Raw genomic sequence first — 14,264 nt, forward strand, 5'->3', positions numbered from 1 at the left:
TTTTTGACCTTGACGGAACGCTTGAAAAAATGTATATATGAAAATATGAATACTTGTTCATATATAAAAAATGCGAAAAATGATATTTCGATGGATGTTCTTTTCGAACTGTCGGAGTTTTTCAAGTTCTTTGGCGATACCACGCGTATCCGCATTATCCATTTGATGCTCTCGGGCGAAATTTCGGTGAACGATATTGCTGAAAAACTGAATCTGGAACAGTCCGTGGTAAGCCACCAGCTGCGAATCTTGCGTACGGCGAACTTGGTCAAGCCGCGTCGCGATGGTCGCAAGATGTTCTATTCGCTTGACGATGAACATATCGGATTGATTTTCAATACGGGTCTCACACATATTCTGCACAAGAAGGGTAAGTAAATGCCTGCTGTTTTAGAAATTCTGGAAAAGTTTGTTTGGCAATTCATTACGCTGTTTTCGGAGATGGCGCCGTTCCTTTTGCTCGGCTTTTTGCTTGCGGGCATTTTGCATGTGTGGGTGCCGAATCACTTGTATGTGCCAAAGATTGCGAAGTCGAATTTTAAGTCGGTGCTTTGGGCTGCGCTGTTTGGCGTGCCGCTCCCGATTTGCAGCTGCGGCGTGATTCCCACATCGATTGCGCTCCGTAAAGAAGGCGCAAGTAAGGGTGCGAGCGTGAGCTTCTTGATTTCGACGCCTGCGACAGGCGTAGATTCTATTTTGGCAACGTATTCGCTGTTAGGCGGACCGTTTGCGATTTTGCGCCCGGTGGCCGCTTTTGTAACGGCAATGCTTGGCGGCGTGTTTACTAACTTGGTCACAAAGAACGAGCCTGAAACGGGTGTTGCCGTGCTTGAAAATTCTCACGAGCATGAGCATCACGAACACTGCGATTGTGAAGGCGACCATTGTTCCTGCGGCCATGATGATCACGATGAGCATGCGAAAAAGTCTTTTGCGCAAAAGTTGAAAGAAACTTTTGAATACGGCTTTGTAAACATGATTGGCGATGTGAGCAAGTGGCTGACGATTGGCCTTTTGCTCGGTGCCCTGATTGCCGCCTTTGTTCCGGATGATTTCTTCTTGTTCCTGCACGAATACCCGTTGCTTTGCATGTTGGTGGTGCTGGTGCTTGCCATGCCCATGTACACTTGTGCCACAGGCTCCATTCCGCTGGCGTTGGCCCTTGTAGAAAAAGGCATTACGCCGGGGGCGGCCCTGGTGCTGTTGATGGCGGGCCCTGCCACAAGTATCGCAAGCATGTTGGTCGTGGGCAAGGCTTTTGGCAAGCGCACTCTCGCGGCCTACCTTGTTTCGATTGCACTTGGAGCTATGTTCTTTGGCTTTGTGGTCGACACGTTCCTGATGGATACGTTCCTTGCTTCGATGCTCCCGCACGGTTCTGCGGAATGTCACGGTCACGGCGCACTTGGCGTATTTGACTACGTTTGCGCAGTCGTGTTTGCAGCGCTGATTATTTATGCGAAGTTTGCACATAAGGGGTGTGACTGCGGGCATTGCGGCTGCGGCGATCATGATTGCTGCTGCGAAGGTGAAGGCGAATGCCATTGCCATGATCACGAACATGGCGAACATCATCATGAGGGGCCTGTAGTCAAATTCTATCGCGTGAACGGAATGAGCTGCAGTCACTGCAAGGCTTGCGTCGAAAAAGCCGTAAGGGTTTTAGACGGCGTGATTTCGGCTGAAGCCGATGTCGCGAAAAAAGAACTCCGCGTGGAATGGCATGACGAAGACGATATAGACGAAACCGCTCTCAAGAAGGCGGTCGATGAAGCCGGATTTGAATTCGTCGGAAAAATTTAACGGGTGCGGCTTGCGAAAATCTCGAAGTCTTCGGGAGTCGTAAGCTTGTCGTTCAGGTTGTTGCCCTTCACGATGTAGACGCTTTCGCCGAAATATTCGAGGATGCTTGCTTCGTCGGTGGGGGTAAAGTTTAAAGGCTCTGCGGCAATGCGCCCGTAGAGCTTTTTCAGTAAGGCAATCGAGGCCGCCTGCGGGGTCTGCGCCATCCATACGGTGTTGCGGTCGATGGTCTGCTGCACGCATCCATCTTTTGCAATCTTGATGGTGTCAACGGCGGGCTTTGCCACAAGGCAGCTGCCTTTTTCGACAAGCGTCTTGCAAACGTCAAGGATGATTTCTTTACTGATGAACGGACGCGCCACATCGTGCACCAGTACGAATTCGGCGTTGCTCGTGAGCGCGTTCACGCCGTTTTCCACGGACTGCCAACGCTCTGCGCCACCCACGACGATTTTTAGTTTCGGGTGCGAAAAATCCTTTTCAAAGTGGTCTTTCCAGTCGGCGGGCACGGCCATCACGACTTCGGCGATTTCATCCATCGAAAGGAAGGTCTCGAGGCTGTAACGGTAAACGGGCTTGCCGCCCAGAACCAAAAGCTGCTTGGGAATGTTTCCGCCCATGCGCTTGCCGAGTCCCCCCGCCGGGAGCACCGCCGCAAATTTGCCTTTAAAATCCAACATAAAACCTTCCGACGAAATATATTCGCTTCATTTCCAAATTAAAAAAATGAACTTCGAAATTCTAATTCTGAACTCCGAATTCCGAAATCCGAACTAATTAGTCGCCCACGTGTCCGTTGTGAAGCCGTTCCAGGTAATCCTTGGTTTCTTTGGCGGCAATTCCGCTCAAGAGAATCAAGGCGACCAAGTTCGGGAAGGCCATGAGTCCGTTAAAGATGTCGGCGCTAGTCCATACGGCACTTACCGTGAGGTACGGGCCGATAAAGATAGCGGCGATGTACACCCAACGGTAAATCAGCGTTGCCTTGGCGTTCTTGCCTCCCATCAGGTACTGCAGGCACTTTTCGGAATAGTATGCCCAGCCAAGAATCGTGGTGAATGCGAAGAACACCAGGGCGATGGCGAGGAAGAACGGTGCGATGATAGAACCGGCCGGAACAATGGCGAGTCCGCGAGAGAAGGCTTCCATGGTGATGTTCACGCCTTCGAGACCGAGCTTAGGATCCCATGCGCCCGAAACCACGATAGCAAGACCCGTCATGGTACAAATGATAATGGTGTCGAAGAAGGTGCCGGTCATGCAGACGAGACCCTGGCGAACCGGTTCCTTGGTCTTTGCGGCAGCGGCTGCAATCGGGGCAGAACCGAGGCCCGCTTCGTTACTGAAGATGCCGCGGGCGATGCCCTTCTGCATGGCGATAAAGATGGTTCCTACGGCGCCGCCGGTAATGGCGCTCGGGTTGAATGCGGCCTGCACGATCGTCTGGATGGCAAGCGGAATCTGGGCGAAGTTCAAGAGCAGCAAGAGCACGCAGGCGAGAATGTAAACGATTGCCATAATCGGGACAATATAGGTCGAAACTTTAGCGATGCGCTTGAGACCGCCAATGATAACGGTTGCCGCAAAAATCGTAACGAGAATGCCGGCGATCGCCGTCGTCCAAGAAATGGAATTGCCGCCGATGTTAATGAATTCAGGGGCGTTCGGGGTGAGGCGGGCCATGGCGCTTGTAATGCCGTTCACCTGTGTAATCGTGCCGATGCCGAGAAGACCTGCGAGTACGCCGAAAATCGCGAACAGGACTGCGAGCCATTTCATATTCCAGCCGAAGCGTTCCTTGATGCCTGTTTCGATGTAGTAGAAGGGGCCGCCCAAAACTTTGCCGTCCTGATCGACGGTACGGTACTTGACGGCGAGCAGGCCTTCGGAATACTTGGTGGCCATGCCGAGGAAAGCTGCCACTTCCATCCAGAAGAGGGCGCCCGGGCCACCGGTACCGATAGCGGTGGCGACACCCACGATGTTACCCGTGCCGATGGTGGCTGCAAGAGCCGTGCAGAGTGCTCCGAAACTTGAAACTTCGCCATCGCCGCCCTTTTCGTTGTGCAACATGTAACGAATGGCATTCGGCAAGTTCAAAACCTGCAGGCAACCGAGGCGAATCGTGAGCAAGAAACCCACGAAGAGAACGATGACAATCAGGGGTACTCCCCAAACATAGCCGTCAATTGCATCTAAAATGGAATTTAGAGTCTCCATAGAAATCCCGTAGAAAAGGGTGGCTGTTTCGATTAACGGCCCCAAAGATAGAAAAGTTGAATCTGGAGTCATTTTAAATTGCTATTTTTTGACACGGAATAAACAAAAGAGGAAATTATGTGCGAAAATTGCAATTCTAACCGTCCTGTCCGCGTCCGTTTTGCCCCGAGCCCCACGGGCTACCTGCATGTGGGCGGTGCGCGCACCGCTATCTACAACTACTTTTTTGCCAAGCACATGGGCGGCACGTTCTACCTGCGTATCGAGGATACCGACCGCAAGCGTTACAACGAAACTGCATTGCACGACTTGATGCGCGACCTCAAGTGGCTTGGCCTGCAGTGGGACGAAGGTCCGGGTTGCGAAGGTGACTGCGGCCCGTACTTCCAGAGCGAACGCCTGGACATTTACCACCGCGAAATCAAGAAACTTCTGGATGCCGGCTGCGCCTACTATTGCTTCTGCACCGAAGAACGCCTGCAGGAAGTCCGCGCCGAACAGGAAAAGAGCCATGTGCCGGTCACGGGTTACGACCGTCACTGCCGCAATATTAGCCGTGAAGAAGCCGAAGCCCGCATTGCTGCCGGCGAAAAAGCGGTGATCCGCTTCAAGGTGCCCGAAACTGGCGTCACGGAATTCGACGACATGATCCGCGGCCACATCAGCTACCAGAACGAACTTCTGGACGACCTGGTGCTTATCAAGCGCGACGGTTACCCGACTTATCACTTTGCAAGCGTGGTGGACGACCACCTGATGGGTACCACTCACGTGCTCCGCGGCGATGAATGGATTAGCTCTACGCCCAAGCACGAACTCTTGTACAAGGCTTTCGGCTGGCAGCCGCCTGTATGGTGCCATCTGCCGGTGATTCTCGACAAGAACGGCGGCAAGCTTTCTAAGCGCAAGGGTGCCGCCTCCGTGGGCGACTTCCGCGACCTCGGCTACCTGCCGGAGACTCTCGTGAACTACCTCGCTCTCCTCGGCTGGAACCCGGGTGACGACCGCGAAGTCATGACCATCAAGGAAATGGTGGAAAGCTTTACGCTGGAACGCATCAACCCGAAGTCTGCCAGCTTCGACGAAAAGAAGTTGCAGTGGATGAACGGCCAGCACATCCACATGTGCGATGACGCTTTCCTCAAGAACATCATGAAGGAAGGTCTGGTCGCCAAGGGCATTGACCTCTCGAAGGAACCGGAAGAACGCCTCGACGAAATCGTGAAGCAGCTCAAGCCGCGAGCCCACTTTGTGCAGGACCTGGCCGACATGGCAGTGTACTTCTTTGTGGCTCCGACCACCTACGACGAGAAGGGTGTGAAGAAGCACTTCGGCGAAGGCTCCAAAGAAGTGGCGACGCTCGTGCGCGACATGCTTGCCTCCATAGAGGACTTCAAGACGCCAGTCATCGAGAAGGGATTCTATGACCTCGCCGAACGCTGCGGCCACAAGGTGGGTGAACTCGTGGGTGCGCCGCGTCTCGCTGTTTCTGGCGTGACCGCAGGCCCGGGCCTCTGGGAAATGTTCGAAATCATCGGCAAGGACGAAGTTCTGCGCCGCATCGACGTCGCAATGCCGCTTATGAAGTAGTAAACAGTAGACAGTGGTTAGTAGACAGGGGTGGTTAGGCGGTTACGCCGCGATTATAAAAATTTCCTACTGTCTACTGCTTACTTCCTACTAATCACTAACCACCAACCACCAACCACTAACCTATGCGTTCTCAGTTTCCACATCGGTTGTACTCTCAAAGGCTTTTCTGCCGGCGCTGCCAGAAGGTAGTGGAACACGGCGTATTTGCCCGCGAGGCGTATTCAACCTTTGGTGGAATGGATCCGCATATTCCTCTTTTATGTTGTTGCGATGCTTGCGGCACCATGTTTGTCGCATTTTCGAACGAGTTCGTTTTTTGCAACAGGGAATATGTCAACCGCGATTATACCAAAATTTACGGCTACAACCGCATCAAGGCGGGCGACTGGGTTTACTTTAAAGGTGCACCCAAGCCAGGCTTTGTCAAGAGCATTTTCCAGACGCCTGACAAGTTGATTTTGGTTGTCACTTATGACGGCGGCCCCTTTCAAAGAATTGAAAAGCCGAGAGTTTCAATAGAAGACGAAGAGTCGCCTGAAGGGTATCGTTTGTTGCCGATTCAGAGCGCACAGACGCTTTTGGGCGACTGCATTTACCATGCCATTCGTGACCAGTTCGGAGTTGCCGTTGGTTTAGTGAACGATGGCGAAAAAGACAAACTCGCCGTTTTGCTGAAAGACCATACGCTGGTGTTTATTACGCTCCCGCCGTTGGCGCAGAATTTGTCGAACGAGAAACTTTGTGCCGTGGTGCAGGGCAAGCTTGCCCAGGTATTCCCGGAACATTGCGATAAAATTTCGGTAGAAGCGGGACAGGGCATTATTTACTTGAATGGCCTTGTCGAGAATCTGTCTATCCAGCGGGCGGTGGTAAAGTGTGTGAACGCTATACCCAAGGTGCGCGGCTGCGTGGACTTTACCCGCGTGGTTGTGCCGCCTTTTATGACCGACGAACAGATTGAAAAATCTGTGTACGACCAGCTGGATTCTTCGACGACGCGCCTGTTCGATTGCAAGGTAAGTGTGCAAGATGGCAAGGTGCAGGTTGAGGTGTGCTGTTACGAAAACGAACGCCCGAAGGACTTGGAAAACCGCCTGGCCGAAATTCCGGGCGTACGCGACTTGATTTGCCTGGTGACAGAGGTTTACGATCCGTTAAATATAGACGTTTGCCAAAAGGTGGAATCGGAAATTGCGTCGAGTTCTTTTTTGCGCGGAGCGAATGTTAGAATATCTTGCAACAATCGCAGGTATTTATTGGAAGGGAGTGTAGTTTCGCGGTTGCAAAAGGAACTTGCCTTTGCGACGCTCCTCAAGAATGTGAAGACGACGTCTATCGAAAACCGTTTAAGAATTGTATAGGAGGTGCCTATGGCTACCGGTTACGAAAAAATTAATGCGATTAAAAGCAAGCTGAAGGTCAAGCAGACGGTAAATGACTTGGCTCGTCTAATGGGTTGTGGCCCGCGTACCATTTTCCGCCATTTGGAAGTAATCAGCGAAGAAAATTGCGGACTCCGCAAGTTCAAGGAAAACGGGGAAACCTTCTACATTATTCAGACCGATAAAGAAGCGAACTTCAATCAGGAAGTCGTAAAACAGCTTGAAAAAATCAAGAAAAACCTGCCGACGAGTTCCGCTCCCGATATCAAGACGGTCAAGCTTTTGGACAAGGTCATCAAGACCATGCAGACCACGAATCCCGAAGACTTTAAGCCCGAGGCGATTTCGACGGACCCAGATTACGTTCTGGATTACGGCCCCTTCAGCGACGACAAGTTGCAAGATACCATGGTCAATCGCGTGCTCAAGGCAATTCACGACGGTTTTTCCATCAAGATCCATTACCGCCCCTCCGGCAAGGGCCATACGGACGCCGAAGAGGTGACCCTGGAAGTGAACCCGGTCAAGGTAATTATGCGCGTAGACACGCTTTACCTGGTGGCTGGCGAAATGGATGAAAAGGGTAACCAGGCTTTCAAGAATTATGTTTTTGAACGCATTGATAGCGTAACCGAAACGAATCATGCCATGCCCAAGTTCGTGTTCGATGCCAAACTGCATTACAAGTACTGCTTTGGCAAGTATTCTGGCCAGGGCACTCCCGAAGATGTATCTCTTGAAATCAAGTCGTCATCCAAATGGTTGCAGTCGCAGTTCGAACGTTCGCATTTCTACCCCGAAATTTCGAAGCGTTTCGACAAGAACAAGAATATGATCGTTGATATGAAACTTCACGTGACGCCGGACTTTTTGAACTGGCTGATGGGCAATGCGGGCGAAGTCCGCATTCTTAAGCCCGCATCGCTTAAAGAAAGCGTGAAGAAGTTGCTGAAAAAGGCTCTCGCTGAGATGGATGCCTAAAATGGAATCGCATAATCTTTCTGACTATAATTTTGAATTCCCCAAGGAACTGATTGCCAGCCGTACGGCTGGCAAGGGGAAAACCCGCATTCTGCATTGCCCGAAAAATGGCGGTGAACGCCATATTCTGAAGGCTCCTGAAATTGTCGACCTTTTTAAGCCGGGTGATTGTCTGGTGGTGAATAACACCAAGGTGATTCCGGCCCGCTTGTATGGCCATACCATGCACGGCGGCGAAGTGGAAACGCTCCTGGTGCAGGCCTTGATTCCGGCCGAAGATGGCTCTGCCCGCTACGAGGCGCAGGTACGCCCGGGCAAGGCGTTCAAGGTTGGTCGCGAGCTCGATATTGCGGGTGTCAAGACCGTTGTCGAAGACATCAAGGAAGACGGCGCTCGCGTGCTGCGTTTTGCGGTGACGCCGGTGGAACTTGAAGCGGTGATGAACCGCGAAGGACACGTGCCTCTGCCGCCTTACATTGACCGCCCCGATGACGAAGACGACAAGAAAGCGTACCAGACGATTTTTGCGAAGTATTCCGGTGCGGTGGCTGCCCCGACGGCAAGCCTCCACTTTAGCGAAGAAATGCTCGAAGCCCTCAAAGCGAAGGGCGTTTACGTTGCCGAAGTCACGCTGCATGTGGGCCCGGGTACGTTCCAGAATATCTCGGTGGAAGACTTTACCCAGCACAAAATGCACGGCGAACATTACGAACTCACCGCCGAAAACGCCGACATCATCAACAAGGCGAAACGTGAAGGTGGCCGCATTGTAACCGTGGGCACTACGAGTACCCGCGTTGTCGAAACGATTGCCGATGCAAACGGATTCCTGAAACCGCAAAAGGGAATTACCCATGCGTTTTTTTATCCGGGATACCGCTACAAGATTGTGGACGGCCTTTTGACCAACTTCCACTGGCCGAAAAGCAGCCTCATTTTGCTGGTGTCGGCATTCTATGGCCGTGAAAACACCCTCGAAGCCTACAAAATGGCTGTTGAAAACAAGATGAAACTTTTCAGCTACGGCGATGGAATGCTGATTCTTTAGAGTCCGCTTTTTAGGGCTGCTTCTGGAATCCAGAACCAGTCTGGCCTGTATTCCAGTTCGTAACAAGCTTCGTAGATGGCCTTGCCCAGTACATAGGGCGAGGCCTCTTCTTTTAATTGCGCAACGGAAATGCCGGATTCACGGCTGTAGCCTTGCAAGAAGGCTTCGGCCGTGAATTGCTCGAATTCCTTTCCGCCGCGGCATTTTTCTGTCGCGTTGTTTTGCCGAACGGCGCTGGCATAGGCGAAGCTGCGGAGCATGCCGGCTATGTCGGCGGCGGGGGAGCGGAACCTGCGCCTGTATTCGAGAGTGCGGGTGGGTTCGCCTTCGAAGTCCAGCACGATAAACTTGCCGTCTTTATAAAGCAACTGTCCTAAGTGATAATCCCCGTGGATGCGCTGCGGTACTAGAAAGCGGGGGTCTTCGGTGCATCTAGATGCACTTGCTTTTTGTTTGTCATCCCGGGCTAGACCCGGGATCTCCTCTTGAGTTTGCAACTTCAGTTTTTCCACTCGCGCCACCAAATCCTGTTTCCCGTTTGCCTGCAGTAAGGCAATCAATTTGTCGAAGGGAACTTCTTCGGCCCGCGGGGCGGTGCCGTCTAAATCTTTGAGTGCCTTGTGCATTTGGGCGGTGGTGCGCCCGAGTTCAAGTGCGGCGTCTGCAAAAAAGTTCTGGCTGCCGGATTGCGTTTTCTCGCTCGGTGTGCGGACCATCAAATCCCAAGCGCTTGTTGCGTCTTCGATATGATTTTCGAGAATGCCGATAGCGTAACTTGCGGTGTAATCTTGATATTCGATGAATCCTAGAAGTTGCGGAACACCGTCAAAATGGGTCGCGTTCAGTTGCGAGAGGATTTCTTGTTCGGGGTGAATGCCTGCCTGTAGACGGCGGAACATCTTGAAAAAATACTTGCCCTTGACATAGAAGGCGGAATTGCTCTGCTCGGCACCTAGCGGGGTTGCTGTTGCGAGCGACACGCGGTCAAGTTCTGCGAACTGCTGGAATTTGAAAAACCCGTTGCGTGCCTTGTACGCCTGGATTGCGGCAACGCTTCCAAAACCTTCGGCGAGAAGGGCGCCCGCTTTAGATTCGTCGCTCATGGTGGCGTACAGGTCGCTTGTACCGTTTTCGAATTCAACCTTAAGAATCTGGAGTTGTACGCCCGCGATTTCGGCAGAATCCATTTCGCTGACTTGACGGATGGCCTGCCCTTTGCCCATGAACCAGCGTTTTCTTGAAATGTCCTCAATCATCGCACATCTCGCATCACACATTTCACATTAGCCTCTGGCCTTAAGCGGTGGAAAATACCCTTGGGCGCGCAGCGTGGCGAGAATCTTGAGTTGTGTTTCGAGAGGCTCCTTGAGAATCCCTTCGAGTACGAATTCGGGAATGCGTTTTTGTGGACGGAATTCCTTGGGAATATCTTTAAAATCGGACAGTTGCCAGTTCACGAGGAGCTTGGGCAGGAATTGATCCCACGGAAACAGGTCGCTTGGTTTGAGGTAAAAACGGGCTGGCTTTTTACCGTCTTTGGCGTCGAGCAATAGGGAACCGTCCCTAAAGCAACTAAAAAGCACAGCCTGCCTTTCCTCGTTCGAGGTGGCGGGCTGCGCTGGTATAACTAACACCATTTTCAAAGTACGAAACCTTAGGCCGCAAGTTCCCTTTGGATTTGCGAATACTGATAGCTCGAAATCGACGTGATTTTGAGAATCAGTTCGCGTGTAATGCCGGCCTTGATTAGCGCCTTCGCATACTGGAGTCTGCTTGTGTTCGACATAACTTACCTCACACGTTAAGACACTGTCGATTTGTTTACTCCAATAAAGATACAATAAAATTCTGACATTTCAATGTCAAAAATAATGCAATTTTTTTCGTGTTTACGGGTATATTGGGCCTAACTTGTTGATAGTTCGTGAATTAGGTCCATTCACTTTCTTTAGGGGAAATGTGATATAGATTACAGAAAAATGCAGGTCACTTTTGTTAACGAACTGTTACAAAAGGTCCTTCAAAACAGGGAATTTGATGCGGTATTCTTCTTGCGGAGCTGACTCGATTCGCGCGTAGACAATGCATTCTTCCTGGCCGTTTGCGCTTGCGATGATTTCGCCTTTGGGGTTGACTATCATGGAGTTACCGCCGTTTAGTTCGCTACCGGTGCAGTTGACTGCGGCCATGTATACTTGGTCCTCGATAGCGCGGGCTTGTAGCAAGGTTTTCCAGTGTGCAATGCGTGCGAGTGGCCATGCTGCCTGAACGGTGATAAGTCTTGCCCCTGCCTTGACGGCGTCGCGGTAAAGTTCCGGGAATCGCAAGTCAAAGCAAATGGTTGCTGCCGTATTCCAATTTGCTATTTTGAATAAATTAACTTTTTCGCCGGCACTGAATTTCGCTTGTTCCATGAAGAAGGGGCGGCGCTTGTCGTAGTGCGCGAATTCTTGTGCGCATTCGGGAACGTAGACGCTGCTGTGGTTCAAGAGCGTGCCGTTGGATTTTGCAATGCCCGCCCCCATGACGGTGCAGCCGGTTTGGTTTGCAAGTTCGTAGAGCAACTTTGCGGTCTCGCCGGAATCCTTCGTCGAAAAGTCTTCGGCAGCAGATTCCGGGTGTAGGGGCAAGTAGCCCGTGGCAAACATTTCGGGCAAAACGATAAGTCCTGGCACGGGGTCGCTTGCGTTTTTGCGGATTTTGGCGGTCAGTTCGCGCACTTTGGCGAAGTTTTTTGCCTTGTCGTTCGGGGCGACGTCCATTTGTACCAAGTAAATATCGAGCATACTATAAATATAGAACTTAGTTGGTAGAACTAAGAACTTAGTTTTTTCTATTTTAAAAAATATGAGATTACGCTCCCTGTTTGTTTTCGTACTGCTTTTTGCAGCAGCCATATTTGCCGCGACCCCGACCTTGATTGTGGGTGTGGTTCTGGAATCCGAAACCGATTTGCCGATTAAGAATGCGACGATTACCTATGTCTCGGGTAAGAAGCTCGGTGAAACCGATTCCGATGGTCGATTCGAATTGACTGCCGATTCCAAGAATGCGGTGCTTATCTTTAAAAAAGACGGTTTCGATAGCGTGCAGGTGGAACTACAGGACTTTGCCGACTTGTTCGACATGGTGATTACCATGCAGACGACTGCCGATGTGCGCAACCTGGGAACAAGCACTGTGATCGGTGGCGGTGGCGACAAGGTGCAATGGAGTTTTGAACGCAAGGTGAATCTTGACAAGCTCGAAGATGCAGCCGGCATGCGCTTTGACGTGACGGAACACCTGAGCCAGATGCCGGGAATTTCGGGCCAGAAAGACTTTAGCAGCGCTCTTTACTACGAGGGCTCCCGTGCAAGCGACGTGGCTTACCACTTGGGCAGGCTCCGCGTGCCGAACATGCGCCACTTGGATGTCGGGTTCCCGGGCAACCTTTCGGTGATTAACCCGCATATCCTGAGTGCAATCGAAATTCATGACCATTACGGAGAAGGCCCGATCGGTCAGGGCCTGGCAACGTCTGTGCAGTACATTCCCGAACAGACCAAGGGAGACTGGGGGCTGCGTGGAACGGCCGGCATTGCCTTGCAAGAAGTGGTGGTCGACGCACCGTGGCTTTTCTGGGACAGCTTCAGGTTCTCTTTCCGCAGACTCGACGACGAAATGCTCAAGAACATGGGCGAAAAGTTCTTTAGTGAATTCCGCAAGGACCGCAGTGCCGAATGCTCGGGCAGCGACTGCAACGTGAAAACCTCTGATCCGTACGACTTGACCGCTTTTGACGTGTATGCCCAGTTTAACGGTTCTGACACCAACGGCAACACTTGGGCCTTGCGCACCTTGTATAGCTCCGATGAATACAGCGTGCACCAGGATACCGCGACCTCTTATAACGAGGTGAACTCGATCGACATTATCGAAGGCAAGCAGCAGTACTTGGTGGTAGGTGCCGAATACAATTCCCGCTTCGGAACCTCGGCTCACGCCGGCGTGGTTCGCGAAGTGCTGGGCGATACGCTCCGCGATACGAAGGGATTCCGCAATACGGCTAATTCCAAGGAAGCTGCCACCTATATTGACGGTTACGAACAGACCCATACGACTTTGACAGGCGGCATCGACAAAAACTTCAAGGGAAGTATCCTGGGCTCCAAGCTGAGCTGGGCCTTGCTTTATGAACACCACTTCGTGGAACGTAGTTACCAGGATTACGGTGGTTCGATTACGGATGACTTTAATGCGGGCGTGTGGTCGGGTGCCGGCCGCATGAACTGGCAGAGCGACTTTTCTCAGAAGATTCTTTCTGTGGGTGCGGTGACCGACTTGGGAGAACGCGAAGCGGCTCCGACAGCCTCGTTCGACTTTGACCAGAACCTTTCTCATGTGGACACTGCTTACTGGAGATTGATTGCAAACGCCGCTTACCGCAGCGACTGGAAGCCTTATTATGATGACGGCGATCTGACGGGTCGCCTGGAATCGGGCGTGTCCGGCAAGCTCGGCTTGGGTTACAACTCCAAGTACTTTGTGGCTCAGGGTTCCGGCTTTGGCCGTTACTACCCGGATCCGCTGCTCCCGATGCCTAAGGCTTTTGCGCAGTACGAAGACGTAACACCGATTGACTACGCCTGGGTGGCAGGTGCTTCTGCCACGATGGAACTCAAGACTTCTCACCATTTCTCGATGGCGACGAACGTGAGCTCCGTGTATGGTGAATACAAACTCGATGGTGGCAAGTCACTCCCGTGGGAAGCGAACTCCCGCTTGGATATTCTGTCGCATTTCCGCTATTACCCGCGTAAGGACTCGATTCTTTCGTTTATCATTACGCACCACGCAGCATTGCACCGTCCTCTTTATTACTACGAAATCATGCCGTCTGATCCGAAGGACCGCAGCAACGGTACCCGTCGCCTCAAGGATTTCCATGACTTCACGGACATGTTCCGTACGGATGCCCGCGTGAACCTGGATTTGATTGGCAAGAACAACAGCTTCTTCAGGACGGCAAGATTCTACGTGGAAGTGGATAATATCTTTGCAAACCTGGATGTCGATGCCCTCAAGTTCCTGGGTAGCGAAAACGCCCGCGAACGTTCTTGGGTGACCCGCGACAATAACGAAGACATTAACGATGGCTATGACCTGGTGCCGTTTATTGCCAAGGGCATGGGCCTGTACGTGCAATTCGGTGTCGAAGTACAGCTGGGAATCTAGTTGTTTGAAGATGAATGATG

The 14,264-nt window shown here is 51.9% G+C and carries 13 protein-coding genes; 7 read left to right on the top strand and 6 right to left on the bottom strand.

Annotated features, from left to right (window positions below):
* Nucleotides 1-90 precede the first annotated feature (90 nt).
* Nucleotides 91-378 carry a metalloregulator ArsR/SmtB family transcription factor gene (locus tag B7988_RS02225; protein ID WP_249268804.1) on the top strand — a complete coding sequence of 96 codons (288 nt, stop codon included), beginning with the start codon at nt 91-93 and terminating at the stop codon, nt 376-378.
* The gene (locus tag B7988_RS02230) at nt 379-1,803 is read left to right on the top strand and encodes an SO_0444 family Cu/Zn efflux transporter (RefSeq protein WP_170930514.1); all 1,425 of its coding nucleotides are present in this window, start codon (nt 379-381) and stop codon (nt 1,801-1,803) included.
* Here the strand turns inward: B7988_RS02230 and ispD are convergent.
* Together ispD and B7988_RS02240 are read right to left on the bottom strand one after the other, a co-directional pair.
* Entirely contained in the window at nt 1,800-2,483 is a 684-nt protein-coding gene (gene ispD / locus B7988_RS02235; protein ID WP_088656675.1) for a 2-C-methyl-D-erythritol 4-phosphate cytidylyltransferase, read from the bottom strand. The genes B7988_RS02230 and ispD overlap by 4 nt on opposite strands.
* A gap of 97 nt (nt 2,484-2,580) precedes the next feature.
* Nucleotides 2,581-4,023, bottom strand: coding sequence for a sodium:alanine symporter family protein (locus B7988_RS02240; protein WP_088656676.1), 1,443 nt, complete (start codon nt 4,021-4,023; stop codon nt 2,581-2,583).
* 117 nt (nt 4,024-4,140) lie between these two features.
* On the opposite strand from B7988_RS02240, the gene gltX reads away from it, so the two are divergent.
* The 4 genes from gltX to queA all read left to right on the top strand — a co-directional run bounded on the left by gltX (nt 4,141) and on the right by queA (nt 9,027).
* Nucleotides 4,141-5,613: a glutamate--tRNA ligase gene (gene gltX, locus B7988_RS02245; protein ID WP_088656677.1), complete on the top strand. Its 1,473-nt coding sequence runs from the start codon at nt 4,141-4,143 to the stop codon at nt 5,611-5,613.
* A gap of 191 nt (nt 5,614-5,804) precedes the next feature.
* On the top strand, nt 5,805-6,977 hold the full coding sequence (locus B7988_RS02250; RefSeq protein WP_088656678.1) for a BON domain-containing protein: 1,173 nt from the start codon (nt 5,805-5,807) through the stop codon (nt 6,975-6,977).
* A gap of 9 nt (nt 6,978-6,986) precedes the next feature.
* Nucleotides 6,987-7,979 (top strand): WYL domain-containing protein, encoded by a 993-nt coding sequence (locus B7988_RS02255; RefSeq protein WP_073320860.1) that lies wholly within the window; start codon nt 6,987-6,989, stop codon nt 7,977-7,979.
* Between the two features lies 1 nt (nt 7,980).
* On the top strand, nt 7,981-9,027 hold the full coding sequence (gene queA, locus B7988_RS02260; RefSeq protein WP_088656679.1) for a tRNA preQ1(34) S-adenosylmethionine ribosyltransferase-isomerase QueA: 1,047 nt from the start codon (nt 7,981-7,983) through the stop codon (nt 9,025-9,027).
* Here the strand turns inward: queA and B7988_RS02265 are convergent.
* The 4 genes from B7988_RS02265 to B7988_RS02275 form a co-directional block, all read right to left on the bottom strand.
* Nucleotides 9,024-10,283 (bottom strand): phosphotransferase, encoded by a 1,260-nt coding sequence (locus tag B7988_RS02265; protein WP_170930515.1) that lies wholly within the window; start codon nt 10,281-10,283, stop codon nt 9,024-9,026. The genes queA and B7988_RS02265 overlap by 4 nt on opposite strands.
* 27 nt (nt 10,284-10,310) lie before the next feature.
* Entirely contained in the window at nt 10,311-10,664 is a 354-nt protein-coding gene (locus tag B7988_RS02270) for a hypothetical protein (protein ID WP_073320869.1), read from the bottom strand.
* A gap of 17 nt (nt 10,665-10,681) precedes the next feature.
* On the bottom strand, nt 10,682-10,813 hold the full coding sequence (locus B7988_RS15370) for a hypothetical protein (RefSeq protein ID WP_255369282.1): 132 nt from the start codon (nt 10,811-10,813) through the stop codon (nt 10,682-10,684).
* A gap of 220 nt (nt 10,814-11,033) precedes the next feature.
* Nucleotides 11,034-11,813: a nitrilase-related carbon-nitrogen hydrolase gene (locus B7988_RS02275; RefSeq protein WP_170930516.1), complete on the bottom strand. Its 780-nt coding sequence runs from the start codon at nt 11,811-11,813 to the stop codon at nt 11,034-11,036.
* Between the two features lie 61 nt (nt 11,814-11,874).
* On the opposite strand from B7988_RS02275, the gene B7988_RS02280 reads away from it, so the two are divergent.
* On the top strand, nt 11,875-14,244 hold the full coding sequence (locus tag B7988_RS02280) for a hypothetical protein (RefSeq protein ID WP_088656682.1): 2,370 nt from the start codon (nt 11,875-11,877) through the stop codon (nt 14,242-14,244).
* The last annotated feature ends 20 nt before the right edge of the window (nt 14,245-14,264 follow it).

This window comes from Fibrobacter sp. UWB1, from assembly GCF_002210325.1.
In the GTDB taxonomy this organism is placed as follows: Bacteria; Fibrobacterota; Fibrobacteria; order Fibrobacterales; family Fibrobacteraceae; genus Fibrobacter.